This window comes from Kribbella ginsengisoli (genome assembly GCF_039537185.1).
In the GTDB taxonomy this organism is placed as follows: domain Bacteria; phylum Actinomycetota; class Actinomycetes; order Propionibacteriales; family Kribbellaceae; genus Kribbella; species Kribbella koreensis.
On sequence record NZ_BAABAA010000008.1, the window covers coordinates 66,972 to 92,441 of the forward strand.

A 25,470-nucleotide genomic window follows, 5' to 3' on the forward strand; every position below is an offset into this window, starting at 1 on the left:
TGCCGGAACACTGACAGGCCTTGGCAGTGTCTGGAGGTAAGGTCGGCACGCGGCGCGGTTGTGGCGTCAGGGGTGGTTTGCGCGGACCCGGAGGCGAAGAATGGTCGATCTGGAGGACATCCGGGCGGTGACCGAGGGGTTGCCGCGCAGTTATGAGGTCGTCGTGCGCGACCGGATCAAGTTCCGGGTCGGGCAGATCGTCTACCTCGCGCTGTCGCGGGACGAGAAGACGATGGGGATCGGGTTTCCCAAGGAAGAACGGGCAGCGGCGATCGCGGCGTACCCGGAGAAGTTCCTGCCGCCGAGCAAGGCCGACGAGCGGTACAAGTGGATCGAGGTCAACCTCGCCGTGCTCGACGAGGAGGAGCTGCGCGAGCTGGTGCTGGAGGCCTGGCGGATGTGCGTGCCCAAGAAGGTGGCGGCCGAGTACTTCGGCGAGTAGCCGGACAGGGGCCTACGGCAACAATGTGAAGTGGTTGTCATCCCTGGGGATGATTCCGGGGCTCCCCGGAGGCGACTTGCGTCACGTCGGAACCGTTCCCGGGGAGGATGGAAAGCACGGCTCTCCCCGGCAGGCTTGAAGGTATGACCGGGGACTTCTTGCCACAACGCCGCCAGGCGTCGCTACTTGCTCAACTGCTCACCATCGTCGTGCTCATCGCCGCAGGCATCGGCGCGTGGTTCCTGCTGAGCTGAGTCAGCCCTCCCAGCGGACCTCGGCCTCGCCCGGCCGGACGACACCTGCCTCGTACGCCACGACGACCGCCTGGACCCGGCTGGACAGCCCAAGCTTCGACAGCACGCTGCTGACGTGGGTCTTCACCGTTGTCTCGCTGACGAAGAGCTTCGCCGCCAGGTCGCGATTGGACAGCCCGCGCGCCATCCAGACCAGGATCTCCCGCTCACGCTCACTCAACTGCGCAAGCGGCCCGGTCCATCGCCCCGCGCCAACCGGCGCCGAATCAGCAGGACCGCTGCCGACCTGCCGCTCCAACTCCACACACCGCTCGAGCAGCACCCGCGTCGACGCCGGATCGACCAGCGAGTCACCCCGATGCACCGCCCGCACCGCCGACACCAGCAGATCCGGATCGGTGTCCTTGAGCAGGAAGCCCGAAGCGCCGGCCCGTACTGCGCTCAGCACGTAAGCCTCGTCGTCAAAGGTCGTCAACACGAGCACAGCCGGCCGATCCCGCCCGGACTCCTTGGCGGCCTTGGTGATCCGCTCGGTCGCCTCCAGGCCGTCCATCACCGGCATCCGGATGTCCATCAGCACGACGTCCGGGTCGTACTGCGCGATCATCCGGATCGCCTCCTCGCCGTCGCCGGCCTGCGCGACCGTCATCAGGTCGGGCTCGTGGTCGAGGATCATCGCCAGGCCCATCCGGATCACGCCCTGGTCGTCGGCGACCAGGATCCTGATCTTCTCCGGCCCCGAGCTGTTCACCTCTGCGGCGGCAACCATGCCTGCACTCTCCATCCACCCAGTGGTCCGGCGGCGACGGTCAGTGTGCCGCCGCTCGCGTGCGCGCGCTCGCGCATTCCGATCAGTCCGTTCCCGCGACCGCTCTCCTGCCGCCGGGCGGTCTCCAGCACGTTCACCGGCGGCGGTCCGCCGCTGCCGTTGTCGTCGATGGTGAGCAACTCACCCTGCGGTCCACTCTGCCAGCTCACATGCGCGGCAGTGGCCTTCGCATGCACCATCACGTTGGTCAGTGCTTCCTGAATGATCCGTACTGCGGTCAGGTCGGTGGCCGAGGTGAGTTGCCGGCTACGGGTCGGCAGCTGCATGGTCACGTCGATACCGACCGCCTTGAGCCGGTCGCCCATCCGCGCGACGTCGGCCAGGTCGGGCACCGGCGCGGTCAGCGCGCTCGCACCGGGGGCCGCCGTGTTCAGTACTCGCACGGTCTCCCGCATCGCGGTCAGCGCTTCACGGCCGCTGGCAGCGATCCAGCGCACGGCTTCCCGTAGTGCCTCGGGCTTCTGGTCCGCCACACGGTCGGCTGCTTGGGCACGGATCACCACGGCGCTCATGTGGTGCGAGACGACGTCGTGCAGGTCACGGGCGATCCGGGTCCGCTCGGCCGCCGCCGCGCGCTCGGCCTCGATGGCCTGGAGCCGTACCAGAGCAGTGTTGCGTTGCTCCAGCACGAGCAGGCTCTTGCGGCGGCGCAGCGCGTTGGCGCCGAGCAGGACCATGCCGCAGATCAGTGCCTCGGCGAAGACGAACAGGGAGAGGTCGATGTAGCCGTAGAGGCTGTACGGGTCGCGGGGGAGGTTCGCGTAGCGCTCGCCGTACCGGTAGACGCTCGGCGGGGCGTGGCTCATCACGATCGCGACCACCGCCGGCAGGCCGATCATCAGCGCCGCCAGGCTGCCCATGGTGAAGAACAGACAGGTGAACCGCCGTACTCCGCTCGCTGCCGCGAGATACCCGATCACCAGCAGCGGGGCGAGGTGAAGCTCGGACTGCAGCGCCGCGTCGCTGATCGCCGGGGCGCGGAAGATGCTGAGCCCGATCTGCTCGGCCAGCCCGGTCTCCGCCGCCGCGTAGACGAGCGGATAGCAGATCGACACGAACAGCAGCGTCATCCTCGGTACCATCCGGGCGATCGCGATCGTGATCACCAGGAACATCCCGGTGACGACGGAGACACTCGGATTCTTCGGCCGCAGATCGCTGCTGTTGATCACAGCGAGTCCCCCGAACCAGACAACGCCGACCAGCGCGGCCAGCAGAATGTCCTGCTGCCACGCGGCAAGCCGACGCCATGAGGTCACTTGCAGAGCGTAGTCGTGGGCGACAATTTTCGGCTCCTGCGCCAGGAGGGGTGGTTTTCTCCAACTTTTGGATGAGAGCGGGCGTCGGACCTGATACCCAGGTCCGACTTAAGGCTGTCCGAGACGGTCCCTGGGACCGATGTGGCGAACCCGCCGACCCGAGAGGCTGTACCCCATGACCAACGACCTGCCGCCGCGCCGCCCGTTCTCGGTGCGGGCCCGGTTGCTGTCTGTCACCGGGGTGGTCGTCGTCGCTTCGCTGCTGATCTGGCACGCCCAGGTGATCGACCTGCTGTCCTTCGACTCCAGCGGCGACAAGCAGCCGGTCGTCGCGAGCGGACCCAACGGTTCGCCGCCACCGCCGGCCCGCAAGCCGGTGCGCAAGACCTCGGCGCCGGTCGAGACGCCGGCCGGAGAGTCCAAGCCGAAGAAGACGCCGTCGCCCGAGGCGACCAAGTCCACCAAATCAACCGAGTCGACCGACGAGAAGAAGAAGTACTCCGAGGAGAGCATCGAGGGCCTGGCCCCGGTGCTGCGCGGCCGGCTGCGCAAGGCGATGGCCGACGCGCACGCAGCCGGAATCCCGATGCGGATCAACTCCGGCCGGCGGAGCGCCGCCAAGCAGCAACGGCTGTTCGACGAGGCGATCAAGAAGTACGGCTCGTACAAGGCGGCCACCCGCTGGGTGCTGCCGCCGGACAAGTCGGAACACGTGCAGGGCCGGGCGGTCGACATCGCCCCCCAGTCGGCGATGGCCTGGCTGGAGCGGGTCGGCTGGAAGTACGGCATCTGCCGGATCTACGACAACGAGCCCTGGCATTTCGAGGCCCTGCGGTCGCCGGGCAAGAAGTGCCCACCACTCCAAGACAGCTCACCCGCCGAGCGCGGCTGACCACCACCGAATCAGGAGCGCAACTGATGACGATGACATATGCACTGCCGATCACCCGGCGAGCCAACCGCAACCGCCACACGGTACCGACGCTGTGGCGTCAGGTCGTCGGTGGCGCCGCGAAGGACGAGCAGGTCGAGCCCGACCGGTCGGCGTACACGCAGCTGGAGATCTACGAGGGCGTGCTGACCGCGTTCGAGCGGCGTACCGAGGTACTGCGGACGATCGAAGGCGCCTCCGACCGGCTGACCGCCGCGTTCCGGGTCCGTCAGCTGCTCGGCGTCAGCCAGCTGCAGGCGACCGCGATCCTCGAGCTGCAGGCGCAGGGGTTCAGCATCGCGTCGCGCGACCGGGTCGCTCACCGCGCGGCCGAGCTGCGGGCGGCACTGGCCCACTGAGACTTTCCTCCCAGGTAGTACCCAGGTAAACGCAATTACTGAAAGGAGGGGGTTGTGCCACCGGCCACGGCCGGCCAGGTACGGGCGCTGCTGAGGGGCCCCGCCCAGACCTGGCCGGCCGTGCACCGTTGTGGCGCAACCCCCTCGGCGCTCACCCGTTGAGGAGCGCCAGGAGAGCTTCGGCGTACGCCTGTTCGGCATCGTCCGATGGGTAGCGGCCGTCGGTCAGTACGACCGCATAACCGCCTGGTACCGCCTCGAGCCGCTGGAAATGCGGGCCGAGCAACGCGCGCAGCTGCTCCTCGCGCGGCAGCCAGATCACCTCGCGCTGCTCGATGCTGTCGAGCGCCCACTCCGTCGTACCGTTGAAGCCGATCACCTTGCCGCCCGGGTAGTCGTGCACCTCGACGGTCATGTCGCTGACGACGAACACGTCGTCGTCCATCTCCCGGTCCGGTACGACGAACCGGTCGCCGGCGCCGGGCACCCACATCGCGCCGGCCTTCCGCAACCTCCGCGCCTGCTCAACCGTGATCACGCTTCCATCGTCCCTCCGGACGGCGAGGGATCAAATGGCCGTGTCACCAGCCGGACCGCCGCGATCGGCTCCGGGCATCAGCGGACGGGTCGCCAGTACTGCTTCTTCTCGCGGTCGCGGACCACGAAACCGAGCTTGCCGAGCTCCAGCCGGAGCTCTCGCAGGTCGGCCTTGCCCTTGTCGCCCTGGTCGAACGCCTTCGACCGCGCCTTCAGGACCGCGTTCGCCGCGGGCGGCAGGTCCGGGTCGTCCTCGACCCAGCGGCGGAACTCGCTCTCGTGCGGATCACCGGCGTCCGACCACGGGTAGCCGTGAGCGCGGAAGGCAGCCTGGATCTTCGTCCTCGCGGTGGCGCCCAGCTCGTCGTGCTTCTCCCGGGCGAGCTCGGCCGACCGGCTGTCCTGCAGCACGATCTCCTTGCCGTCGAGGAACGCGAGCGCGACCTTCTCCCGCGGTACCCGGGTGGTCCGCTGGTTCTTCAGGAACTCGACCTCGGTGTTGCCGACCGTCGTCTTGAGCGTGTCCTCGAGCGCCATCGCCGCCAGCAGCACACCGCCGATCAGGCCGAGCGCGAGGCAGATCGCGACCACCCACCAGCCGTCCCAGCGCGAGATCAGCTCGAGCGGTCCCTGGAATGGCACCCACTCCAGTTTCGTCGCCCAGTCGGCGATCCGGGGGAGGAAGTAGCCGAGTACCAGCCCGAGCAGCGGCAGGCCGCCGTACAGGAGGAGCTTGTCCGCGGCGGAGTGCCCGATCACCGTCTTGGTGGACGAATCCGTGGTCATCTCCCGCTCCGTTCCGGCCGCATGGCCCCGAAATTAGCAGCGCTCAGGCGTGTTCGCGGGTGACTTTGGTAGCCGGCTGACCGTTCCTTGGTCGTTTTCCGGCGGGTTCAGACGCGGGTGACACGATGCTGGCCATGACTGATGGCATCTGGCTGCGGTTCCTGTCCGGTCCCGAGATCGACTCACTCGGGCTCACCAGGCTGGAGATCGTCGACGCGGTCGAGGCGGCCGTACGCGATCACGGCGAAGGCGAGACGAGCTTCGAGCCGCGGGTGCATCTGATGCCGGACAACGGTGGGATCGGGCATTTCAACGTATTGCGCGGACATCTCAATCGGCTGGGTGAGCATGGCATCAGCGGGGTGAAGGTGGTCGGCGACTTCGTGCCGAACTACCAGGTCGGGCTGCCGAGTGAGCTGGCGATGGCGACGCTGTTCGATCCGACTACCGGCGTACCGCTGGCGGTGCTGGACGCGACGATGATCACGGCGGCGCGGACGGGGGCGATGACGACGGTGGGGGCGCGGTATCTGGCGCGGCCGGACAGCAAGGTGCTGGCGCATGCCGGCGCGCGCGGTACGGCGTGGTGGAACGTCACCATGCTCGACGATCTCTTCGACCTGGACGAGATCCGGGTGACGTCGCGGCGCCCGGAGTCGCGCGAGAAGTTCGCCGCCGACTTGGCTGCGGAGCTGTCCACGCCGGTACGCGTCTTCGCGACCGCGGAGGAGGCCTTCGACGGCGCCGACGTCATCGTCGAGGCCACCCGCTTGATGGAGCCCGAGCCGCTGCTCCGCACAGCCTCGATCCGCCCAGGTGCCTTCGTAGTCCCCTACGGCACAGTCAGCGCCGTCGAACTGGACCTCCTGGACGTGATGGACAAGGTCGTCGTCGACGATTGGCGAGAAGCGCAATCCGGCCGCTTCGGCTCCCTCCGCCGCCACGTAGACACCGGACGTCTGTCGCCATCGACCCTGTACGCCGAACTCGGCCACATCGTCTCCGGCCAAAAACCCGGCCGCGAATCGGCTGCCGAACGCACCCTCCTCTGGCACCGAGGCCTCTCCCTCCTCGACGTAGCCATCGCCCACCTCATCCTCCGCCGAGCCGAGCTGGCGGATGTCGGCACCATGCTGAGATTCCACTGACATGCTCATCAACTCCGCAGCAGACCTGCGCCCCGAGCACGTCACCTCTCCCGACCCCCTGGAACTCTCACCCGCCCTCCTGTCCCGCCTCCGCACAACCCGCCAGGCCGTCCTAACTACCCTCGCCACCGGATCCCCGGTCTACGGCGTCAACACCGGCATGGGCGCCCTCAGCAAAATCCCTTTGACTGAAGAGGAACAACGCACCCACCAAAACAACCTCCTCCTGGCCCGAGCAGCAGGCGGCGCCCCTTGGCTTCCACCCCTTGAAGCGCGAGCAGTGGTACTAGCCCGCCTGAAAACCTTCCTAACCGGAGACGCTGGCGTATCCGCCGAGCTGTGCCTCCAACTAGTCGCTCTACTCAACAGCGGCCTGGTCCCCGCAATCCCCACCGGCGGCGCCGGCTCTGCCGGCGAAATCATCCCCCTAGCCCACGCCTTCGGCCCCCTAGTAGGCATCGGCTCGCTACTCACCCCACCGCCCGCTGCACAGGCCGCCCCCGCCCTTGCCGTCCACTCCGGGCGGAGCGCGGAGTGGACGGTTGTTTCGGCTGAGGGGGTGTTGCCGCCGTTTGAGTTGGGGCCCAAGGAGGGGATCTCTTTGCTGGCTGGGATTCCTGGGGCCACCGGGCGGGCTTGGTTGCAGGTGGAGGTTGCTCGGCGGCTGGTTGATCGGCTGAGTTTGGTTGGTGCTGGAGCTGTTGCGGTGGTGGGGGCCAGCCGGGATCCGTACAACCCCTTGTGCGGAAGGGGGGATGCGGTGCTGACGGAAGAGCTGCGGCGGGTTCTGCGAGCTGCTGGGCCTGAGGATGAACCTCGAGGGCTGCAGGCGCCGGTTTCGTTTCGGGTGGTGGGGCTGGTCAATGCGAACGTTCGGCGGGCGGTGGGGAGGCTGGAGGAGGCTGTCGGGCGGGCGTTCGACGGGGTGACGGATTCGCCGGCGTTTCTTGAGGGGGAGTTCGTTGGGACTGCGGGGTTTCATGGGGTTGATCTGGCGGCGCATTGCGATCAGCTGGTGGCGGCGTTGGCGCATGCGGCTGAGGTTTCGGCAGCTCGGATCCATCGGTTGCTGGATCCGGCCGTGACCGGGTTGCCGGCGCAGTTGGCGGTCGAGCCGGGGCCGCAGGCTGGGTTGGTGACTGTGCACAAGAGGGCTGTTGCTACTTGTCATTACCTCCGGCGGTTGGCGGTGCCGTCGGCGGTCGGGGCGATGGAGACCTCCAACGGGCAGGAGGATGTGCAGAGCTTCAGTTGGGAGGCTGTCGGCGTACTGGCTGAGGCGATTCGGTTGACGCGCGAGGTGGTGGCGAGTGAGCTGCTCGTCGTACATCAGGCCTTCGTGTTGTCGAAAAGGCCTGTCCCAGAAGGGTTACAAGGACTTCTCGGTGAGGTTGCGGACGTAGTACCGCCGATCGTCGCCGACCGCCCATTCGGCGTGGATGTGGGGCGGTTGCTCGAACGCGTCGTCTGACTACTGGTTGTTTGCTGATCGTCGCTCCGGGTACTCGGCGGTCGAAGGCAGTTGCCGTAGACAACGAGAACGGGGATGGTTTCCGATGAGCACCACGCAGGAGCTGGAACGGGCGATGGGCCAGGACGTGTACGACGTCGAGGGCCACAAGGTCGGTACGGCGTCCCACCTCTACGCCTCCGACGTGTCCGGGGCGCCGGAGTGGGTGACGGTGAAGACCGGACTCTTCGGTGGCAAGGAATCCTTTGTGCCGTTGACGGGTGCGCACACCGAGCAGGACGGGCTGCATGTCGGCGCGCACAAGGACGTGATCAAGGACGCCCCGCGCATCGACGACAACGGCCATCTGACCGAGGCGGAAGCCGCCGAGCTCTACCGCCACTACAACCTGCAGATGGGTACGCCGGACACGGGTCAGCCGGGCATGGCCGGGCAGGAGTCGATGGTTCGGTCCGAAGAGCAGTTGCGGGCGGGGACCGAGACGGTGGAGACGGGTCGGGTTCGGCTGCAGAAGCATGTGGTGACCGAGGAGCAGCAGATCACCGTTCCGGTCAGCCACGAAGAGGTTCGGGTGGTCCGCGAGCCGATGACCGGCGCTGACTCCGGTACGGGCGAGATCCAGGAGGACGAGCGCGAGGTGGTCCTCCATGAGGAGCGCCCGGTCGTCGCCAAGGAGACGGTCGCCGTCGAGCGCGTCGGCCTGGAGACCGAGACGATCCGCGAGGAAGCCACGGTCAAGGACACCGTCCGCAAGGAACAGATCGACGTAGACGACACCACGAAGCCCCGTAAGCACTGACGCTGCTCAAGAAAATCAGCAGCCGCAGCCCCTGCGGGGCTGCGGCTGCTGGCGGTGTTGGTTAGCTGTGGGTTACGGACACGTTGTAGATGGTGGTTTGGCCGTAGTTGGTGGTGTCGCAGGGGGAGGAGTTGTCGCAGTTTGCCTGGGTGTAGACGCCCGCTTTGAAGTAGCCGGTGGTGAAGATGACGGGGATCGTCGTTTGCAGGACACCGTTGTAGTAGGCCTTGATGGAGCCGTTGCTCACCACGAACTTCGCCTGGAAGCGGGTGCCGAGCACGTAGTTGCTGTTCACCAGCTTGTAGTGGGTGTCGTTGTCTCGGGTGATGTAGAGGGCCTTGCCGTCGAGGCGGAAGGTGGAGCGGTCGTTGCCGTCGTGGATCTGGCCGGCGACCACCTGGGGCTTGGTGTTCGGCAGGTGGTTGATCGCCTGGTCGATCACCATCGTGTGGGTGCCGACGTTCGACGACCAGATGGCCTCGGTGGTGCCGTCGGTCTTCATCTCGCGCAGTTCTGAGCGCGCGTAGGTGGTGTTCGGCGTCTTCACACCGTTCACCGCGTTGCGGAACTGCACGCCGTCACACGACGACGTCGGCTTGAACCACGGCGACAGCACATAGGTGTTCAGCCGCGGCCGAGTCACCTGCAACACCTGGGTGCCGGACTGCGCCGGGTCGTCGATCGGCAACTGGACCTTCCACCGGGTGAGGTCCAGCACCTGCGCCGGATAAGTACAAGCAGCCTGTACTGCGGACGCGGCGCCGGCGGTCAGCAGGGCAGCGCTAGCGACGACCGTGGACAAAAGAGCAAGGGGGCGGATACCACGCATGGTCGAACTCCTTCGGGGGCGGAAGTAGAGCTATCTGGTGTTCCTCTCAGAACCACTTGGACTTGTCGACGACATTGATCAAGGGGTCACCGGCGACGAACCGCCGGGCGTTCTCCAGCAGTACGGCGAACCGCCGCTCAGCCTCATGAGGACCGACGCCGGCGACATGCGGAGTGATCAGCACTTCAGGCCGCCGCCACAACGGATGATCGGCAGGCAACGGCTCGGTCTCGAACACATCGAGCGCCGCCCCACGCAACTGGCCGGCCGACAACGCCGCATCCAGCGCGTCGAGCTGGACCGTCGGACCGCGACCCACGTTGACGAAGAACGCCGACGCCTTCAGCAGCTTCAGCCGCCGCGCATCGATCATCCCCTCGGTGTCCGGCGTGTGCGGCACCGTAAGGATCACCAGATCAGCCGCAGGCAACTGTTCGTCCAACGACGAAACCGGCAGCACCTCAGCAAACCCAGGCCGATCACCGGACCGCACATCGATCCCCGTCACCCGAGTCCCTAAGGCGTGTAGCAACCGACCGATCTCGGAGCCCAACGCGCCGACCCCGACAACCAGAGCCGTCGCCTCCGACAAAGAGACAACAGCTTCCGGATCCCAATCCGGATTCCACACCGCGGCCTGCTGATCGCGGACATAACGCGGCACCCCACGACACAACGCCAGCACCAACGCCAGAGTGTGCGTCGCGACATGGTCGGTGTAGGTGTCGCGCATATTGGTGACAACCACCGGATGCGCGACCAGCTCCGGATAGTAGAACCCAGGCGGCGGCCCAGCCTGCTGCGCCTGCAACCACCGCAGCCGAGTAGTTGCCGCCAGCAACTCAACCGGCAGTACGCCGTATGCCGCATCCGCCGACTCCAACGCGGCGACAGCATCGGCTTCCGAGGGTCGCAGCACGGTCAGCCCCGGCACCGAAGACATCAGCCGCCCGGCCCAGTCCGCAGTACTGTCCCGTTGCGGTGGCACCATCACCAGCGTCGGGCTCATGCGGACCTCGCCTGCCCCGACTCGAAGATCTCGTGCTCCAACGGCTCCCCGGCGACATAGCGGGCCAGCTCCGAAGCCATCAACTGCCCTTGCCGCCGGCGCTCGACATTCAGCGTCCCGGCCAGGTGCGGCGTCACCACGATGTTCGCCGCCGAGAACAACGGCGACCCCGGCAATGGCGGCTCCGGATCCGTCACATCCAGTACGGCGAACAGATCCGCCCGCTCGCGCAACACACTCACCAACGCGTCCTCGTCGATCAACGCTCCCCGCGCGGTGTTGATCAACGTCGCATCCTGCTTCATCGACGACAGCAACCTCGTACTGACCACCTTGCGCGTCTCCGCCAGCACCGGCGCATGCAGCGAGACGACATCGGAGGTCGCGAACAACTCCTCCAACGAGACCAGTCGAACTCCCAACGCGGACGCCGCAGCCGGATCAACGTACGGGTCATAAGCCTGTAAAACAAGGTCATGCCGGGCAAGCAGCCGCGCAGTCGCCTGCCCGGTCGCGCCCAGCGACATCAACCCGACCACCGATCCCGCCGCACCCGGCTCACTCGAAGCCCTAGGCACTGACTTCGCGCCGAACCGAGCGCCCAGCACATACCGCCAACCATGCTTCAATGCATAGAGCACCTGAGCCAGCGTGAACTCGGCCACCGACGCGGCGATCACGGAGTTGGCCGTCGTCACCCGCACGCCCCGCGCCCACGACGCCGGCGTGACGATCGACCGCACCGATCCCGCGCCATAAAGCACCAACGCCAGCCGGGGCGCAGACTCCAGCAACTCAGGCGTGAGCCGCGGCCCACCCCAAGCGGTCACCAGAACGTCGACATCAGCCAGCAGCGACGGTGTCAGGTCGGCCGGCGCGATCGGCGGGGCGGTGATGCGGACGTTCTTCTCCACAGCGGCACGTTCCTGCTCGCCGTACACGTCAGGGAAGCGGTCGAGATCCATCACGTAGAGCCCGTTCAGCATCAGCCCACCTCCTGGACGGCGGCGCGGATGGCCGCCAGACGCGCAGGCGACGCCAGCCCCGCATGGTAGTACCGGACCTCCGACGCCCCCGCCGCAACGAGTCGCGCCGCAAGCGCAGGCAACTCCGACGGCCGCTCGCCGAGAGCGTTGACATTGGCAACCAACGGTACGCCGGTACGCCCCGCAGCCCCCTTCATCCGCGCGATGGCCGCCTCCTCATCGTCCCAGCACTTCAACACGAAAGCCGCCGGATCCGGCGCGAACCCAGCCACCTCGACCCCCACATCCGGCCCGGTCACCTGCGGATCATCCGTAGCCATCAGCAACAGCTCCCGCGACCCCGCCAACCCAGCCGCCTCCCGCACCAGTCCGCTGATCACCGACTGCCGATGCCGATAGATCTCAGCAGCCCGCGGCGCACCGAGCGCATCGGCCAGATTCGATCCCGCTCCAATCCCTTCCTGCAGCTCGCGATCGACAACCGCCCGAACGTCGGCGGCAAGCTCCGCGACATCCAACTCGAGGCGGACGGAGCAAGCCGGACAAAGGCAGATCGAGAGCAGATCCCGGGCGCAGGCGGAGAGATCCGCACCCGAGGTCTTCTCATGCTGGCTGGCGTGTTCGAACCCGAGCCACCCACAAGCCTCCAACATCAAAGCAGGCACGTCGTACTGCTCACACAGCTCCTGCACAATCGTCAACGCATAGTCGTGCACAGCCGCCTGAGCCGGGCAGAGCGCATAGCTGAACACCTCGTCGTAGGCGTTGCGCACGGCCAGCGAAGGATTCGACCGCCCCAGCGCCGACGAGTGCGTGAGCACCACCCAGGCCTCGGTCCGGAGCCCAGCGGCGGCGAGCGAGGCGGACGCAGTACCGAAGCGGTCTTCGTCGTCGACTCCCCACGTGGGCACCGCTGGGCGCAACCCGCGCCAGCGCGACGGACGGATCCGGAAATACGCCGCCGCATGGTCGGCGTGCACCACGCGATGCGCCGGATGCCAGGCTGTCGTCGCGCGCACCGAGTGATAGGCGGCCTGCAGCGTCACCGTGTCGATGCCGAGATCGGCGAAACGCGCAGCCGCCGAGGGATCGCCGACCAGATCCCACGTGTAGGCGAAGGCGCCATGCCTCACCATCGCGGAATCACCGGATCCCAATCCGGCTGGATCGCCCGCATCGGCGTGACGTCGTCGCGGGTGTCGAACCCACACTTCTCGTACTGCTCGCCCAGCCGCGCCAGCGAATCGAGATCCAGCTCGACCCCAAGACCCGGGCCGGCAGGCACCTTCACCGCGCCGTCGGCGAAGTTCAGCACCCCAGGCACGACGACGTCTTCGACCAGATACGGATAGTGCGTGTCGCAGTCGTAGGTCAGCTCGGGCGTCGCGCCGGCCAGATGAGTCATCGCGGCGAGGCTGATCCCAAGGTGCGAGTTCGAGTGCATCGACAGCCCGATCCCGAACGTCCGGCAGATCGCCGCCAGCTCACGCGACCGCCGCAGCCCACCCCAGAAGTGATGGTCGGACAGAATCACCTGAACCGCGTCGACCCGGATCGACGGCGGCAGATGACTGAAAGCCGTCACCGCCATATTGGTTGCCAACGGCATCGACACCTCGCGCGTCACCGCTGCCATGCCGTCGATCGTCGCGGTCGGATCTTCCAGATACTCCAACACCCCATCGAGCTTCCGGCCGACCGCGATGCTGGTATCGACGGTCCAGCCCGCGTTGGGATCGAGCCGCAGCGGATGATCCGGGAACGCCTCACGCAGAGCGAGGATCACCTCGACCTCTTCGAACGCAGGAAGTACCCCGCCCTTGAGCTTCAGCGACTTGAAGCCGTACTCCGACACCATCCGCCGAGCTTGGGCAACGATGCCTGAAGCACCCATCGCCTCGCCCCAACTGTCCGGCTCGTAGTCGGGTGCCGGATTGTGCGTGGCCGGCTTGAAGAACAGATAGCCGCTGTACGGTACGGCGTCGCGTACCTTGCCACCGAGCAGCTCGACCAGCGGGCGGCCGAGCGCCTTGCCCTGCAGATCCCAGCAGGGGATCTCGAAGGCCGACAGCACCGTCGCGAGCGTCTTCTCGTCACTCGCCTCGCCGACCAGCCCGTGCGTCGCCAGCCCGGCGGCCGAACCGAGCGTCTCGGTGATGATCCGCTCCAGCCCGTTGAGGTCGAAGGGGTCGAGCCCGGCCAGCCGTGGCGCGATCTGCCGCAGCTTGGTCAGTACCGCCAGATCGCCGTACGTCTCACCGAGCCCGGTCAGGCCCTCGTCGGTCTTGACCTGCAGGATCGAGCGCAGTGCGTAGGGCTGATGGACGCCCTGGATGTTGCGCAGGGGCGGGTCCTTCATCGCGATCGGGGTGATGACGATCTCGGTGATCTTCATGCGGCGGCCTGCTTCCGGACGAGGGTCAGACCTTGTTCGAGCAGGTGATCCAGCTCCTCCAGGTGCTCGGGCAGCGGATCGGTCAGCGGCGAGCGGACCGAGCCGACGTCGGTCCAGCGTCTCCGGACAGCGGCCTTGACCAGCGAAACGGCGTACCCGGCGCCCTTGTCGCGCAGCTTGACGAGCGGGAGGTAGAAGACGGGCAGCAACTCATCGAGCCCGGCCTCGTACGCATGAGCGATCTCCGGGGCGAAGCAGTGCACGGCCGATGAGTAGGCCCGGACGCCGATCGCGGCGTACGAGCGCGCGGTGACCTCGGCTGTCGGGAGTCCGTTGAAATAGGTCAGGTTCGGCGCGACGGCCATGATGCGCTGGAGCAGGTCGAGGTCGCCGAAGCCGTCCTTGAAGCCGATCACACCCGGGATCTGCGCCAGCTCGGCCGCGCTGTCGGCGGTGAAGATGGCGTTGTCGCGCTGGTAGGCGATCAACGGCAGACCGGCCGTCGCGGCGAGAGCGCGGAAGTGGTCGAGCAGGCCTTGCTGCGACGGCTTGATCAGATACGGCGGCAGGACGAGCAGGCCGTCGGCGCCGGCCTCTCGGGCGGCTGCGGCGTACTGCTTGGCCACTGCTGTTCCGTAGCCGGTGCCGGCGAAGACTGGGAGTGCACCGGCAGCTTCCTCGACGGCGGCGCGGACCGCGGCGGCGTACTCGTCGAGGGTGAGGGAGAAGAACTCACCGGTCCCGCACGCCGCGAAGAGGGCTGCAGGGCGCGCGTCGATCTGATGCCGCAGGTGTTCGCGGTACGCGCCGAGCGCGAGCGCTCCGTCGGCGTCGAAGGCGGTGACGGGGAACGACGAGAGTCGGTCGAGCTGCATGGGAAAGCCTCTCGGTAAGCGTTTGCCATCGGACATTAGTCCGCGTCCGGCCCGCTGGCAAGAGCTCGCCTGAAAGCGGTTTCAGGGCCTCGTCTTGCCTAAACCGGCTGTCCTGAGCGACGCTGTGCAAGCGTTTTCTTCCAGAGGAGGCTGCGTGCAGAACCGCCCGGGCCGGTCCCCGCGGATCACGATCAGCGACGTCAGTACGGCGGCCAAGGTCTCCGCCGCGACTGTCTCGCGTGTCCTGAACGGCACTGCCAAGGTCGACCCGCAGCTCGTCGACCGCGTGCACGACGCCGTCCGCGAGCTCGGCTACCGCCCGAACGCCGCCGCCCAAGGCCTCGCCCGCGGGGAGTGGGGCACCATCGGCGTCCTCGTCCCGGACCTCGCCAATCCGTACTTCCCCGAGGTGCTCAAGGCCGTCTCGGCCGTCGCCCGCGCCCACGGCCGCCGGATGATGGTGATGGAGTCCGACGAGGACCCCGCGCTGGAGTACGAGCTGGTCGAGGACCTGATGCGCTGCTGTGACGGCGTCCTGCTCGCCTCGCCACGGATGCCGCGTGCCGAGCTGGTCGATCTGCTCGGCCGCGATCACCCGATGGTGCTGTTCAACCGCGTCGTCGCCGGAGCGCGAGTGCCGTCCATCTCGGTCGACTTCACCGGCGGGATGACCCAGGTCTGCGGGCATCTCGCGCAGCTCGGGCACCGGCGAGCGGCGTACCTGGGTGGACCGCCGGCCTCGTGGGGCAACGACGAACGCGTCCGTGCTTTCGAAGCGGCTCGGGCCTTCGGGCTCGAGGTGACGGTGGTCGAGTGCGGTGGCTCCACCAGCCAGGCCGGGTACGACGCTGTCGCCGCAGTGCTCGAATCGGAGGCGACGGCGGTACTGGCCTACAACGATCTCGTCGCGCTCGGGGCCATCGCACGGCTGCGCGAGCTGGGCGTCGGCGTACCGGACGAGCTGTCGGTGATCGGCTTCGACGACATCTCGCTGGATCGGGTCGCGCACTCCGACCTGACCACGGTGTCGGTACCGCGTGACGAGCTCGGGCGCCGGGCCGGCGAGATGCTCGAACGGCTGCTGGTCAACGAATACAGCGAAGAACCGTTGTACCTGCCGATGACCCTGCAAGTTCGCGACACGAGCGGCCCGCCCGCCGTACGGTAGGCGCATGAACTCGCTGCCGCCCGAGCCGCTGCCTGCACCCGAGGCGTTCCAGGAAACTGCGCCTCCGTTGACCTCCGTACCAACGCAGGCCGCCGGTGAGCAGTCGGCCGCGCGGTATCCCGATCTCTACCAGGCGGCCGTCAACGGGCCTGCGACCTTCCGGCATCTCGTCCAGGCGCATCAGCTCGCGGCTTCGACCGACCAGTTGGCGTTCGATGCGGGCAACTGGCTGATCCCGGCGCTGTCGCAGAGGTTCAGCGAGGCGCACGGCGGGATCGAGAAGGAGTACTACTGCAGCGAGCTGGTCGGCGGTTGCCTGCTGGCCAAGGACCGCGCGGTCTACTCGATCCTCAACTCGCCGCCGCCTGAGCTGGTCGACTCGGAGATCGCCTGCAAGGTGGTCGCGAAGGAAGCGCTCTACGGCCTGCAGGGCAAGGGCGTCGTACAGCAGCTCGAGGAGGCGACCGATCACGCATACTCCGGGCTGACCCGGGTGATGGTCGCGGCCGACCTGGTCGCGGGTGGCGGTACTCCCGAGGAGATCGCGGCGTCGATCGCGGCCGCCAAGAACGAGGTCGCGGTGGTGAAGGCGCGGGTCGAGGTCCTGCTCCAACGGCAGGCGCGGCTCGAGTACTTCCAGGGCGTGCTCGGCGGGATCGTACCGACGTTCGTGCTGGTGATCCTGTTCGGTCTGGCCGCGAACGCCTGGTGGCGCGACTCGTTGGTGCCGTCGGCGCTGGTCGCCGCGATCGCGATGTCGGCGCTCGGTGCGACGATCAGCGTGATCCAGCGGATGTCCAAGGGGTCGCTGGTGATCGACCACAGCTCGTCGCGGTGGCAACGCACGATGCTCGGTGCGTTCCGGCCGGGGGTGGGCGCGATCTTCGGGTCGCTGGCCTACTTCACCTTGCTGGCAGGCGCTTTGGCCGGTGGGGCGACGGTGAGCACGCCGGGGTCGGTCGCGGTCTTCGGGCTGACGGGGTTTGCAGCCGGCTTCAGTGAGCGGTTTGCTACCGACATGCTCGATCAAGCCAGCAAGCTGATTGCCAAGTAGATGTACGTTCCCAAGCACTTCGCGGCGGACGAGTCCGTAGTACGGGATCTGTTGGTGGGGCACGGTGCCGGCGACCTGGTCACCAGTACGGCCGACGGCCTGCTCGCGACCCTGTTGCCGTTCATCTACGACCCTTCAATCGGCGAGCAGGGCGCGTTGCTCGGGCACCTCGCACGCAACAACCCGCAGTGGAAGACGCCGGTACTGGGGGAGGCGCTGGCCATCATCACCGGGCCGGACGCGTACATCTCCCCGTCGGCGTACGCGTCGAAGCAGGACAACGGGCGCGTCGTACCGACCTGGAACTACGTGATAGCCCACGTCTATGGCGAACTGGTGATTCACGACGATCCGTCTTGGCTGGACGGGCTCGTGCGGCGGCTGACCGAGAAGCACGAGGCTCAGTTCGCCGAGCAGTGGTCGGTCGACGATGCGCCGGAGGCCTACGTCGCCGGGCAGTTGCGCGCGATCGTCGGCGTCGAGCTGGTGATCAGCCGGATCGAGGCGAAGGCGAAGCTCAGCCAGAACAGGTCCGGCGCCGACATCGACGGGGTGATCTCCTCGCTCGAGGAGCGCGGCGACCTCGCCTCGGCGGAGGCGGTGCGCGCGGCGAAGCCGGAGAAATAAAGGCGACACGCCGATCGGGTAGTAGCTTGCCGGTGGTTTGTGTCGTTGGGGAAACGTACGGGCTGCGGCAGATCGTGGACCGGGCTGTTGGTTGAGCCCGGCGATCGTCTAGCCTGGGTCGGGTTTTCGTCGGCGACGTGGAGGATTGCGTGAAGCGGTTCGTAGTACCGCCGAACTGGCCGACGCCACCCCGCCGCAGCTGGATGCCACCGAAGACGTGGCGCCCCGACCCCACTTGGCCGGCCGCGCCCGACGACTGGAAGTTCTGGGTCGACGGCAAGGGCAACGCCGTGCGCGGCCCCGTCGGCCGGTACGGCGGTCCCTCGCAGCGCGTGGTGGCGCTGGGCTCCGTCGGCCTGGTGTTGTTCCTGGCGGTCAACTTCTGGGCGTTGTCGGCGATCGGCTTGTTCGACGGTGGACCGGCGGACTCGCAGGCCATCCCGCCGGTCGATGATCGCAGCGGCACGCCGTCCGTGCCGGTGACCCCGACGCCGGTGCCGAAGACGACCACCGCCGAGACGTCCGCGCCGCCGCCGGTCGTGAAGACGACCCGGCCGCCGGCCACCCCGACGCCGACCAAGACGAAGACGACCAGGACGCGTCAGCGTGAGGATCGCCAGACGACGCCGACCAAGCCGCCGAGCACGAAGCCGACGACGGCCCGGCCGACCCGGACCACGCCGAGCCGGCGACCGACCCGCGAAGAGATCATCCAGGCGTACTGCGCCGCCCAGGGCTACGACCCCGCCTGGTGCGACCCGGCCAACTGGCCCGACTCCGACGGTCCCTGACCCACCACTCCGGCTCGCCTCATCGAGGCGGGCCGGAGCTTTTTCAGACGATGTTCTGTTCGGCGCGGAGGCCTGAGGTCTGGAAGCGGTTCGCGTCGAGTGGGGAGATGTCCACGAAGGGCCGGCGGGTGAGGTACAGGTCGCGGAGGATCTCGCCGATGGCCGGGCCTTGCAGGAAACCGTGACCGGAGAAGCCGGTGGCGTAGAGGAAGCGGCTGACGGTTGTCGCCTCGCCGATCAGGGCATTGTGATCGGGGGTGTTCTCGTAGAGGCCGGCCCAGCCGCTGGCCAGTCCCGCATCCAGCAGGGATGGCGCTCTTTGTTCCATGGCGGCGGTCAGTCGGGGTAGCCAGGAGTCGGAGCGGTTGAGGAGGAAGCCAGGCTCCTCCTCCGGGTCGGACATGCCGACCAGGAGGCCGGGGCCTTCGCCGTGGAAGTAGAAGGTGCTGCTGAAGTCGATGGTCATCGGCATGTCGCGTGGCAGGCCGGGAATCGCTTCTGTCACGACGATCTGGCGCCTCAGCGGTGTCACCGGGAGGTCGACGCCGACCATCGCGGCGAGTGGTGCGGACCAGGCGCCGGCCGCGCAGATGACGGTCGAAGTGGCGACCGTGCCGCGGGTCGTCCGGACCGCGCGGATCTCGTTGCCGACGGCATCGATCCCGGTGACCTCGCAGTTGGTGACGAGCTTCGCGCCCAGCTTGCGGGCAGCTGTGGCGTAGCCGAGGACGACGGACTCCGGCGTACAGTGCCCGTCGTTCGGTGAGAAGCAGGCCGCGACCAGGCCGTCGGGCGAGAGGACCGGCGCCAGCCGGACCGCCTCGGCGACGTCGAGCATCCGGGTCGGCTGACCGGCCGCATTCTGCAGCCGGGTGCTCTCCTCGAACAGCTCGACCTGCTCGGCCGTCGACAGCAGGAACAGGTAGCCGACGCGATGCAGGTCGATCTCCTGCCCGGGCCGCTCGCCGAACCGGGCGAACGCCTCCAGGCTGCGCGCGCCGAGGGCGATGTTCAGCTCGTCGGAGAAGTTCGCCCGGATGCCACCGGCCGCCTTCGACGTCGAGCCCGACCCGAGTTCGTTCTGCTCCAGCAGCAGCACGTCGGTGACGCCGGCCTCGGCGAGGTGAAAGGCGATACTCGTGCCCATCACCCCGCCGCCGACGATCACCACCCCGGCTTTGTCCGGCAGCATCATGGAAGCAGGAAGTCGTCGTCCGCCTCTACCGTGACGGTGTCCATCTGCGCCTTCTGCAGCTTGCCCGAGTAGTCCCAGTTCATCGACTGCCAGCGGGTGAACTGGTCGAGCACCCAGATCCCGCTCTGCCGGGAGCCGTTGCCGGACTTGCCGTTGCCGCCGAACGGCAGATGCGCCTCGGCGCCCGACGTCGAGTTGTTGACGCTGACCATGCCCGCCGAGATGCCCTGCGCGAACCGGAACGCCTTGTTCGGATCGGTCGTGTAGATCGAGCTCGACAGACCGTACCCGGACTTGTTGCCCAGGGCAATTGCCTCGTCGAGGGTCCGGTACGTCGTGATGCCGACGATCGGCCCGAACGTCTCGTTCAGGAACAGCTCGTCGTCCGGCTGGACCTTGTCGACGATCACCGGGTGGTAGAACAGGCCCTTGGCGGGATCGCCGACGAAGCCCTTGCGCGGGTTGTCCGCGCCGACCCGGCCGGTGGAGCCGATCACCGCGTGGTGGCCGCTGATCCAGCCGAGCGACTTCTCGAACCCGGCCGCGAACTTCTCGTCCAGCAACGGACCGAACAGCACGTCCTGGGTGGGGTCGCCCATCGCTGCCTCGCGGACGGCTTTGCTGAAGCGGGCGACGAACTCGTCGTGGACGGACTCGTGCACGATCACCGTTCCCAGCGAGGTGCAGCGCTGACCCGCAGTACCGAAGCCGGAGAACAGGGCGCCCTCGACGGCCAGGTCGAGCTCCGCGTCCTCGGTGATCACCATCGGGTTCTTGCCGCCCAGCTCGAGACACGGGGTCTGCAGGTGGCGGCCGCAGAGCTCGCCGATCCGGGTGCCGACCTCGCTCGACCCGGTGAAGCCGACCTTGTCGATCAGCCCGGCCTGCAACGACTGCTCCAGCCCGGCGAAGGTGTCCGGCCCGTCGGCGTACACGAGGTTGAAAACCCCGGCCGGTACGCCGGAATGCGCGAAGATCTCGTAGAACGCGTCCGAGACGACCGCGGAGTACTCCGCCGGCTTCCAGACCACCGTGTTGCCGCAGAGCAGCGCGGGCACGATGTACCAGGACGGGACCGCGACCGGGAAGTTGCCGGCCGAGATCACCGCGACCGCGCCGACCGGGCGGCGGAACGTGAACAGCTGCTTGTCGGGCATCTCCGACGGTACGGTCTGGCCGTAGAGCCGGCGGCCCTCGCCGATGAAGAAGTCGCAGGTGTCGATGATCTCCTGCACCTCGCCCAGCGCCTCCGCGAGCGGCTTGCCGATCTCCCGGGTGACGAGCGCGGCGAGCCGGTCCTTGTTGGCGGTCATCAGGCGCCCGACATGCGCGATCACCTGACCGCGCTGAGGAGCCGGCAGCGCCGCCCACCCCGCCTGCGCGTCCTTGGCTGCCTGGGCGGCCTGGACGAAGACGTCCGGCCCGGCGACGCCGATGGTGCCGACCACGTCGGCGGTGTCCGCCGGATTGGTGGACGGCGCGGTCCGTACCGGATCCGGAACCCGCTCACCGTTGACCACGGACAAGATGACAGACGACACAGGTGGGTCCTCTCGCTCGAACGCTTCGGTGCCCCCCACCCTCAGCCATCCCGCCCGCCTTGCCAACCCCACCCCGCGCGCCCAAGCCCGTCCCGCCTCCAGCCGGGGCATCAGGGCGACTTTGTGCTCCGCCTGAGCGAAATCGGGCCGGCGGGATGCTCAGGTCGAGCACAAAGTGCGGGGTTGGGACGGGTGGCGGAGGGGACTGGGTGGGGATGGCGTGTGAGAGTGCTGGGGTGAGTTTGAGTGATGAGGAGATCGCCGAGCTGTCGGTGGCGGAGCGGCGGGAGTTGATTCGGCGGTTGCTGCCTGAGTCGCCGCTGGGTCCGCAGCGGCGGACGCTGCAGCGGCTCCGGAAGTGGCGGCTGTTGCTGCTGGTGCTCTGCGTCGTGGTGCTGGTGCCGTGGACGGTCTACCTGGCGATCACGCTGCCTAGCCGGTATGTGGCTCGGCACTGGGTCGCGACCTGGGTCGGGTTCGACATCTTGCTGATGGTGATGCTGACGGCGACCGCGATCGCGGGGTGGCGGCGTCGGCAGCTGGTCTTTCCGACGGCGTTCGCGTCCGGCGTACTGCTGATCTGCGACGCCTGGTTCGACGTGATGACGAGTCAGCCGGGCGGTGACCTGCTGCAGGCGGTGCTGAGCGCGCTGATCATCGAGTTGCCGCTCGCGATCGTGTTCATCGCCGGGCCGCTGCGGTTGATGCGGATCGTCGCCACCCGGCACGGGCTGGTCGAGCCGGGCACCCGGATGTGGCGGGTGCCGATCCCGTTGCCGGAGCTCTGGGCCGATCGGGCGGTACCGAAACGGTAGCCTTGTGAACGCAATCACAAGCCGGTAAACTCCGTCGTACAGCAACCATGCCGGAGTTGACTGGAGGCGTACATGACGCAGCGCAAGCCGCCCGGGATGAAGACCGAGGACTGGGTCGAGGCGCAGATCAAGCAGGCGCAGGCGCGGGGCGAGTTCGACGATCTGCCCGGCGAGGGCAAGCCGCTGGCCAAGCTCGCGGACCCGCACGATCCGGACTGGTGGGTGAAGGACTTCATCCGCCGCGAGAAGATCGAGACCGACGCCCTGCTGCCCCCGTCGGTACAACTCCGCAAGGAGAAGCAGGCGCTCCAGGACAAGCTCTCGGTACTCCGTACCGAGACCGAGGCCCGTGACTACCTCCAGGACCTCAACCGCCGAATCCTGATCCAGATCCGCGACGCCACCGGCGTGGTCGTCCCCGTCGGCCCGGTCGACGAGGACGAAATGCTGGCCACCTGGCGCGAAGGCCACGAAGCCCGCCAGGCAGCCCGAGCCCGCCTGCGCGAATCCGAACCACCGCCGGCGCCGAAACGCACCCTCTGGCAACGCCTCTTCACCTAACCACCAACCCGCCCCACCACCGCACCCCCTCCGCCACCATCTGAGGGGTTAACCCCTCAGATGGTGGGTTGCCACCCCAGAAACACGGCAGGCAACCCACCATCTCAGGGGTTAACCCCTGAGATGTGGCGTTAGGGGTGGAGGAGCTTGCGGGCTGCTGAATCGATGGTCTGCTCGCTGAGCAGGACCTGGCGGGCGGCGTTGCCCAGGGGGACGAAGGAGTCTTCGCTGGTTACCCGGGCCAGAGCGCCGGTGTAGCCGGCGTCGATGAGGGTGGCGAGGATGCCTTCGGAGACGCCGCCGGAGCGGCGGGTTTCGTCGACGACCAGGACCCGGCCGGTGGTTGTTGCTTCGCGCAACAAATCCTCCAGCGGCAGGGGAGCCAGCCAGCGGAGGTCCAGGACGCGGGCCCCGGGCAGCCGGGCGGCGACGCGCAGGCTCATCGGCAGGCCGTTGCCGAACGTGACGATGGTGAGCTCGCGACCATCGCCGTACGTCCGCCCCCGCCCGATCGGCACATGCTCCGTCGGGTACGCCGCCACCCACTCGTCGTCGCCATCGACATGCAGATCCCGCCGGTGATACAGCGCGATCGGCTCCAGGAACACCGACACCGTGCCCTCCGCCCGAGCCGCCGCCGCGCACGTCTGCAACATCGCCGCAGCATCATCGGGCCGAGACGGCGACGCGATCACCAGCCCCGGGATGTCCCGCAGCACCCCGATCGCATCGTCGTTGTGAAAGTGCCCGCCGAACCCCTTCTGATATCCATACCCCGCGATCCGCAGCACCATCGGATTGCGGTACTGCCCCTGCGAGAAGAACTTCAGCGACGCGGCCTCCCCACGCAACTGATCCTCGGCATTGTGCAGATAAGCCAGATACTGAATCTCCGGCAACGGCAACAACCCCGAGACGCCAGCGCCCAACGCCAGCCCGAGAATCGACTGCTCGTCGAGCAACGTGTCGAAGACCCGCGCAGCGCCGAAGGACTTCTGCAGCCCCCGAGTCACCCCGTAAACCCCGCCCTTGCGCGCAATGTCCTCACCGAACGCCAACGCCTCCGGATACGACGCAAGCACGTCACTCAGCGCCCGATTGATCGACTGGCTCAGCGTCAGTAGCTCAGGGCCAGTAGAGCGACGAGGCAACGACTCCTCGACGATCGCCGGATCGGGAAGGGCCAGCGGCGCGGCCACGGCAGCGGCCGATGACAGTTGCGGAAGGCCGGCCACTTCGCGCGCGATTCCGAGTACTTCGGCTCGCTTGTTCTCGTAGAGCTCGATCACGTCGTCGGCGTCGTAACCGGTGGCCAGCAGCAAGCGCGCAGTACCGAGCAGGGGGTCGAGTTCCTCGTCGGCGAGCAGTTCGGCCGGAGTCCGGTACGCCGCTTCGACGTCGGACCCCGCATGGCCCATCAGGCGGACCGTGCGCAGCCGCAAGAACGCGGGCCGGCGATTCCGGCGTACGAAGGTCGCCGCCTCGGTCGCCATCGTCAGTGTCGCGGCGAGATCGGTGCCGTCGGCATCGAAGTACCGCAGACCGTGCCGTTGCCCGTACGCCTGCTTGATCCAGCCGTCCGGCGTGCGCACGCTGATCCCGATCCCGTTGTCCTCGCAGACGAGCAGCAACGGCATCGGGATGCCCTGGTACGACGCGTGCAACGCCGCGTTGATCGCGCCCGTCGCCGTCGAGTGGTTCGCCGAGGCGTCGCCGAAGCTGGCCACCACCACGGCATCGGCCGGCCACGGCGACGGTACGCCGAGCTTCGCCGCCCGGGCGATCGAGAAGGCGACCCCCATCGCACGCGGCAGGTGTGAGGCGATCGTCGACGTCTGCGGGATGATCGCCAGGTCGTGCCGCCCGAACACCTTGTGCCGGCCGCCCGAGATCGGCTCGCTGGTAGCCGCCGCGACGCCGAGCAAGATGTCCCGCAGCCCGTCCTTGTCCTGGTACTGCGCCGCGCGCGCCAAGTAGAACGCCCCCGACCGGTAATGCAGCAGCGCGGGGTCGGTCGGCTGGAGAGCCGCCGCGACGGCCGCGTTCCCCTCGTGTCCGGCCGAGCCGATCGTGTAGTAGCCGTGCCCCTGGGATTGGAGCCAGCGGGCGGCCAGGTCGGCGTGACGGCTGCCGAGCTGAGCGTCGTACAGGCTGAGCAGGACGTCGGCCGGGTGATCGCAGGGGACCGGTTTGAGCGCGCGGACCCGGTCGGCGAAGAGCTCGTCGACGGCGGTCACAGGTTGATCCTCACCCGCAACATGATCCGCGAAGTCGCCCGATTCCACAGCCTTGCCCACGGACCGGGCGCGTTCACGCCTTGGCGGGTGCCTCGAACCGGATCATCTCCGACGCCTCGGCGCCACCCCAGTCGATCGGGATCCGCCCCGCCTCGCGCCAGCCGGTACGCCGGTAGAAGTCGACCGCGCCGTCGGGTTTGTCGACGACGTCGAGCACCAGCCGCAGGCCCCGCTCCGCCGCGAAGTCGATCGCAAACTCCAGCAGCCGCCGCCCGAACCCCGCCCGAGTCCGTCGAGGATCCACAAACAACCGCTCCACCAAGGCTGTGTCCGTGCCCTCAGCGGTGACGATCAGGTGGCCTGCGAGCTCGCCCTCGACCGTGAGCACCCAGCAGCCAAGGGCCTCCTCGGGGGACAGCCAGCCGGCTGGGTCGGCGGGCCAGTTGACCGGGTAGGCGGAGTTCTTGTGGACCTCCGCGAGGAGCCGGACGCAGGCGTCGAGGTCGGCCGCGGTGCGGGTCCGGATCAGGGTGCTCGTCATTTTGAGCATGCTTTCATGCTGGACCGGAACC

26 protein-coding genes are annotated in these 25,470 nt (G+C 67.8%); 12 read left to right on the forward strand and 14 right to left on the reverse strand.

Annotated features, from left to right (window positions below; translation table 11 throughout):
- Positions 1 to 100: 100 nt before the first annotated feature.
- Positions 101 to 442 (forward strand): MmcQ/YjbR family DNA-binding protein, encoded by a 342-nt coding sequence (locus tag ABD768_RS27685; protein ID WP_343970249.1) that lies wholly within the window; start codon positions 101 to 103, stop codon positions 440 to 442.
- Positions 443 to 697: 255 nt separating this feature from the next.
- Here the strand turns inward: ABD768_RS27685 and ABD768_RS27690 are convergent, their stop codons facing one another.
- Together ABD768_RS27690 and ABD768_RS27695 are read right to left on the reverse strand one after the other, a co-directional pair.
- Positions 698 to 1,465 (reverse strand): response regulator, encoded by a 768-nt coding sequence (locus tag ABD768_RS27690; protein ID WP_344845486.1) that lies wholly within the window; start codon positions 1,463 to 1,465, stop codon positions 698 to 700.
- A complete protein-coding gene (locus ABD768_RS27695; RefSeq protein WP_343970243.1) occupies positions 1,444 to 2,784 on the reverse strand; it encodes a sensor histidine kinase in 1,341 nt (446 codons plus the stop codon). Before ABD768_RS27695 ends, ABD768_RS27690 begins: the two co-directional genes overlap by 22 nt.
- Positions 2,785 to 2,959: 175 nt before the next feature.
- Here ABD768_RS27695 and ABD768_RS27700 point away from each other — a divergent pair, with 175 nt between their 5' ends.
- Positions 2,960 to 3,676 carry a M15 family metallopeptidase gene (locus ABD768_RS27700; protein WP_344845488.1) on the forward strand — a complete coding sequence of 239 codons (717 nt, stop codon included), beginning with the start codon at positions 2,960 to 2,962 and terminating at the stop codon, positions 3,674 to 3,676.
- A 26-nt stretch (positions 3,677 to 3,702) separates the two neighbouring features.
- Entirely contained in the window at positions 3,703 to 4,074 is a 372-nt protein-coding gene (locus ABD768_RS27705; protein ID WP_344845491.1) for a hypothetical protein, read from the forward strand.
- A 151-nt stretch (positions 4,075 to 4,225) separates the two neighbouring features.
- Here the strand turns inward: ABD768_RS27705 and ABD768_RS27710 are convergent, their stop codons facing one another.
- Together ABD768_RS27710 and ABD768_RS27715 are read right to left on the reverse strand one after the other, a co-directional pair.
- Entirely contained in the window at positions 4,226 to 4,612 is a 387-nt protein-coding gene (locus ABD768_RS27710) for a pilus assembly protein CpaE (protein WP_343970236.1), read from the reverse strand.
- Between the two features lie 77 nt (positions 4,613 to 4,689).
- Complete coding sequence (locus ABD768_RS27715; protein ID WP_344845493.1) at positions 4,690 to 5,397, reverse strand: YqeB family protein; 708 nt, start codon at positions 5,395 to 5,397, stop codon at positions 4,690 to 4,692.
- A gap of 134 nt (positions 5,398 to 5,531) precedes the next feature.
- Here ABD768_RS27715 and ABD768_RS27720 point away from each other — a divergent pair, with 134 nt between their 5' ends.
- From ABD768_RS27720 to ABD768_RS27730, 3 genes are all read left to right on the forward strand, one after another.
- On the forward strand, positions 5,532 to 6,545 hold the full coding sequence (locus ABD768_RS27720) for an ornithine cyclodeaminase family protein (protein ID WP_344845495.1): 1,014 nt from the start codon (positions 5,532 to 5,534) through the stop codon (positions 6,543 to 6,545).
- A 1-nt stretch (position 6,546) separates the two neighbouring features.
- A complete protein-coding gene (locus tag ABD768_RS27725; RefSeq protein WP_344845498.1) occupies positions 6,547 to 8,016 on the forward strand; it encodes an aromatic amino acid lyase in 1,470 nt (489 codons plus the stop codon).
- Positions 8,017 to 8,101: 85 nt separating this feature from the next.
- A complete protein-coding gene (locus ABD768_RS27730) occupies positions 8,102 to 8,815 on the forward strand; it encodes a YsnF/AvaK domain-containing protein (RefSeq protein WP_344845501.1) in 714 nt (237 codons plus the stop codon).
- A gap of 61 nt (positions 8,816 to 8,876) precedes the next feature.
- Here ABD768_RS27730 and ABD768_RS27735 read toward each other — a convergent pair whose 3' ends face one another.
- Genes ABD768_RS27735 through ABD768_RS27760 form a run of 6 tightly spaced genes read right to left on the reverse strand, consistent with a single transcriptional unit; the run spans position 8,877 to position 14,909 of the window.
- Positions 8,877 to 9,644 carry a polysaccharide lyase family 7 protein gene (locus ABD768_RS27735; RefSeq protein WP_343970222.1) on the reverse strand — a complete coding sequence of 256 codons (768 nt, stop codon included), beginning with the start codon at positions 9,642 to 9,644 and terminating at the stop codon, positions 8,877 to 8,879.
- A 46-nt stretch (positions 9,645 to 9,690) separates the two neighbouring features.
- The gene (locus tag ABD768_RS27740; RefSeq protein WP_344845503.1) at positions 9,691 to 10,653 is read right to left on the reverse strand and encodes a D-2-hydroxyacid dehydrogenase; all 963 of its coding nucleotides are present in this window, start codon (positions 10,651 to 10,653) and stop codon (positions 9,691 to 9,693) included.
- Complete coding sequence (locus ABD768_RS27745) at positions 10,650 to 11,639, reverse strand: hydroxyacid dehydrogenase (protein ID WP_344845506.1); 990 nt, start codon at positions 11,637 to 11,639, stop codon at positions 10,650 to 10,652. Before ABD768_RS27745 ends, ABD768_RS27740 begins: the two co-directional genes overlap by 4 nt.
- On the reverse strand, positions 11,639 to 12,775 hold the full coding sequence (locus ABD768_RS27750; protein WP_344845508.1) for a hypothetical protein: 1,137 nt from the start codon (positions 12,773 to 12,775) through the stop codon (positions 11,639 to 11,641). The genes ABD768_RS27745 and ABD768_RS27750 overlap by 1 nt, the downstream gene beginning before the upstream one ends.
- A complete protein-coding gene (locus ABD768_RS27755; protein WP_344845511.1) occupies positions 12,769 to 14,034 on the reverse strand; it encodes a glucarate dehydratase family protein in 1,266 nt (421 codons plus the stop codon). Before ABD768_RS27755 ends, ABD768_RS27750 begins: the two co-directional genes overlap by 7 nt.
- Entirely contained in the window at positions 14,031 to 14,909 is an 879-nt protein-coding gene (locus ABD768_RS27760) for a 5-dehydro-4-deoxyglucarate dehydratase (RefSeq protein WP_344845513.1), read from the reverse strand. Before ABD768_RS27760 ends, ABD768_RS27755 begins: the two co-directional genes overlap by 4 nt.
- A gap of 154 nt (positions 14,910 to 15,063) precedes the next feature.
- On the opposite strand from ABD768_RS27760, the gene ABD768_RS27765 reads away from it, so the two are divergent.
- The 4 genes from ABD768_RS27765 to ABD768_RS27780 all read left to right on the forward strand — a co-directional run bounded on the left by ABD768_RS27765 (position 15,064) and on the right by ABD768_RS27780 (position 18,549).
- The gene (locus ABD768_RS27765) at positions 15,064 to 16,077 is read left to right on the forward strand and encodes a LacI family DNA-binding transcriptional regulator (RefSeq protein WP_344845515.1); all 1,014 of its coding nucleotides are present in this window, start codon (positions 15,064 to 15,066) and stop codon (positions 16,075 to 16,077) included.
- 4 nt (positions 16,078 to 16,081) lie between these two features.
- Positions 16,082 to 17,131, forward strand: coding sequence for a hypothetical protein (locus ABD768_RS27770; protein ID WP_344845518.1), 1,050 nt, complete (start codon positions 16,082 to 16,084; stop codon positions 17,129 to 17,131).
- Positions 17,132 to 17,758, forward strand: a complete 627-nt coding sequence (locus ABD768_RS27775; protein ID WP_343970198.1) for an FMN-binding negative transcriptional regulator — start codon at positions 17,132 to 17,134, stop codon at positions 17,756 to 17,758.
- Positions 17,759 to 17,907: 149 nt separating this feature from the next.
- Positions 17,908 to 18,549 carry a hypothetical protein gene (locus ABD768_RS27780; protein ID WP_343970196.1) on the forward strand — a complete coding sequence of 214 codons (642 nt, stop codon included), beginning with the start codon at positions 17,908 to 17,910 and terminating at the stop codon, positions 18,547 to 18,549.
- Positions 18,550 to 18,592: 43 nt separating this feature from the next.
- Here ABD768_RS27780 and ABD768_RS27785 read toward each other — a convergent pair whose 3' ends face one another.
- Both ABD768_RS27785 and ABD768_RS27790 read right to left on the reverse strand, forming a co-directional pair.
- Complete coding sequence (locus ABD768_RS27785) at positions 18,593 to 19,744, reverse strand: NAD(P)/FAD-dependent oxidoreductase (RefSeq protein WP_344845521.1); 1,152 nt, start codon at positions 19,742 to 19,744, stop codon at positions 18,593 to 18,595.
- Positions 19,741 to 21,285 carry an aldehyde dehydrogenase family protein gene (locus tag ABD768_RS27790; RefSeq protein WP_343970190.1) on the reverse strand — a complete coding sequence of 515 codons (1,545 nt, stop codon included), beginning with the start codon at positions 21,283 to 21,285 and terminating at the stop codon, positions 19,741 to 19,743. Before ABD768_RS27790 ends, ABD768_RS27785 begins: the two co-directional genes overlap by 4 nt.
- Positions 21,286 to 21,521: 236 nt before the next feature.
- On the opposite strand from ABD768_RS27790, the gene ABD768_RS27795 reads away from it, so the two are divergent.
- Positions 21,522 to 22,100 carry a hypothetical protein gene (locus ABD768_RS27795; protein WP_343970188.1) on the forward strand — a complete coding sequence of 193 codons (579 nt, stop codon included), beginning with the start codon at positions 21,522 to 21,524 and terminating at the stop codon, positions 22,098 to 22,100.
- 72 nt (positions 22,101 to 22,172) lie between these two features.
- Complete coding sequence (locus ABD768_RS27800) at positions 22,173 to 22,661, forward strand: DnaJ family domain-containing protein (RefSeq protein ID WP_343970186.1); 489 nt, start codon at positions 22,173 to 22,175, stop codon at positions 22,659 to 22,661.
- A gap of 131 nt (positions 22,662 to 22,792) precedes the next feature.
- Here ABD768_RS27800 and ABD768_RS27805 read toward each other — a convergent pair whose 3' ends face one another.
- Both ABD768_RS27805 and ABD768_RS27810 read right to left on the reverse strand, forming a co-directional pair.
- Positions 22,793 to 24,898, reverse strand: a complete 2,106-nt coding sequence (locus ABD768_RS27805) for a thiamine pyrophosphate-dependent enzyme (protein WP_344845525.1) — start codon at positions 24,896 to 24,898, stop codon at positions 22,793 to 22,795.
- Positions 24,899 to 24,971: 73 nt separating this feature from the next.
- A complete protein-coding gene (locus ABD768_RS27810; RefSeq protein WP_344845527.1) occupies positions 24,972 to 25,439 on the reverse strand; it encodes a GNAT family N-acetyltransferase in 468 nt (155 codons plus the stop codon).
- Between the last annotated feature and the right edge of the window lie 31 nt (positions 25,440 to 25,470).

Bases quoted from the DNA above. Each gene is read 5' to 3' on its own strand.
- ABD768_RS27685 (WP_343970249.1), top strand. From the start codon at position 101: ATGGTCGATCTGGAGGACATCCGGGCGGTGACCGAGGGGTTGCCGCGC.
- ABD768_RS27690 (WP_344845486.1), bottom strand. From the start codon at position 1,465: ATGGTTGCCGCCGCAGAGGTGAACAGCTCGGGGCCGGAGAAGATCAGG.
- ABD768_RS27700 (WP_344845488.1), top strand. From the start codon at position 2,960: ATGACCAACGACCTGCCGCCGCGCCGCCCGTTCTCGGTGCGGGCCCGG.
- ABD768_RS27705 (WP_344845491.1), top strand. From the start codon at position 3,703: ATGACGATGACATATGCACTGCCGATCACCCGGCGAGCCAACCGCAAC.
- ABD768_RS27715 (WP_344845493.1), bottom strand. From the start codon at position 5,397: ATGACCACGGATTCGTCCACCAAGACGGTGATCGGGCACTCCGCCGCG.
- ABD768_RS27720 (WP_344845495.1), top strand. From the start codon at position 5,532: ATGACTGATGGCATCTGGCTGCGGTTCCTGTCCGGTCCCGAGATCGAC.
- ABD768_RS27725 (WP_344845498.1), top strand. From the start codon at position 6,547: ATGCTCATCAACTCCGCAGCAGACCTGCGCCCCGAGCACGTCACCTCT.
- ABD768_RS27730 (WP_344845501.1), top strand. From the start codon at position 8,102: ATGAGCACCACGCAGGAGCTGGAACGGGCGATGGGCCAGGACGTGTAC.
- ABD768_RS27735 (WP_343970222.1), bottom strand. From the start codon at position 9,644: ATGCGTGGTATCCGCCCCCTTGCTCTTTTGTCCACGGTCGTCGCTAGC.
- ABD768_RS27740 (WP_344845503.1), bottom strand. From the start codon at position 10,653: ATGAGCCCGACGCTGGTGATGGTGCCACCGCAACGGGACAGTACTGCG.
- ABD768_RS27745 (WP_344845506.1), bottom strand. From the start codon at position 11,639: ATGCTGAACGGGCTCTACGTGATGGATCTCGACCGCTTCCCTGACGTG.
- ABD768_RS27750 (WP_344845508.1), bottom strand. From the start codon at position 12,775: ATGGTGAGGCATGGCGCCTTCGCCTACACGTGGGATCTGGTCGGCGAT.
- ABD768_RS27755 (WP_344845511.1), bottom strand. From the start codon at position 14,034: ATGAAGATCACCGAGATCGTCATCACCCCGATCGCGATGAAGGACCCG.
- ABD768_RS27760 (WP_344845513.1), bottom strand. From the start codon at position 14,909: ATGCAGCTCGACCGACTCTCGTCGTTCCCCGTCACCGCCTTCGACGCC.
- ABD768_RS27770 (WP_344845518.1), top strand. From the start codon at position 16,082: ATGAACTCGCTGCCGCCCGAGCCGCTGCCTGCACCCGAGGCGTTCCAG.
- ABD768_RS27775 (WP_343970198.1), top strand. From the start codon at position 17,132: ATGTACGTTCCCAAGCACTTCGCGGCGGACGAGTCCGTAGTACGGGAT.
- ABD768_RS27785 (WP_344845521.1), bottom strand. From the start codon at position 19,744: ATGATGCTGCCGGACAAAGCCGGGGTGGTGATCGTCGGCGGCGGGGTG.
- ABD768_RS27800 (WP_343970186.1), top strand. From the start codon at position 22,173: ATGACGCAGCGCAAGCCGCCCGGGATGAAGACCGAGGACTGGGTCGAG.
- ABD768_RS27810 (WP_344845527.1), bottom strand. From the start codon at position 25,439: ATGACGAGCACCCTGATCCGGACCCGCACCGCGGCCGACCTCGACGCC.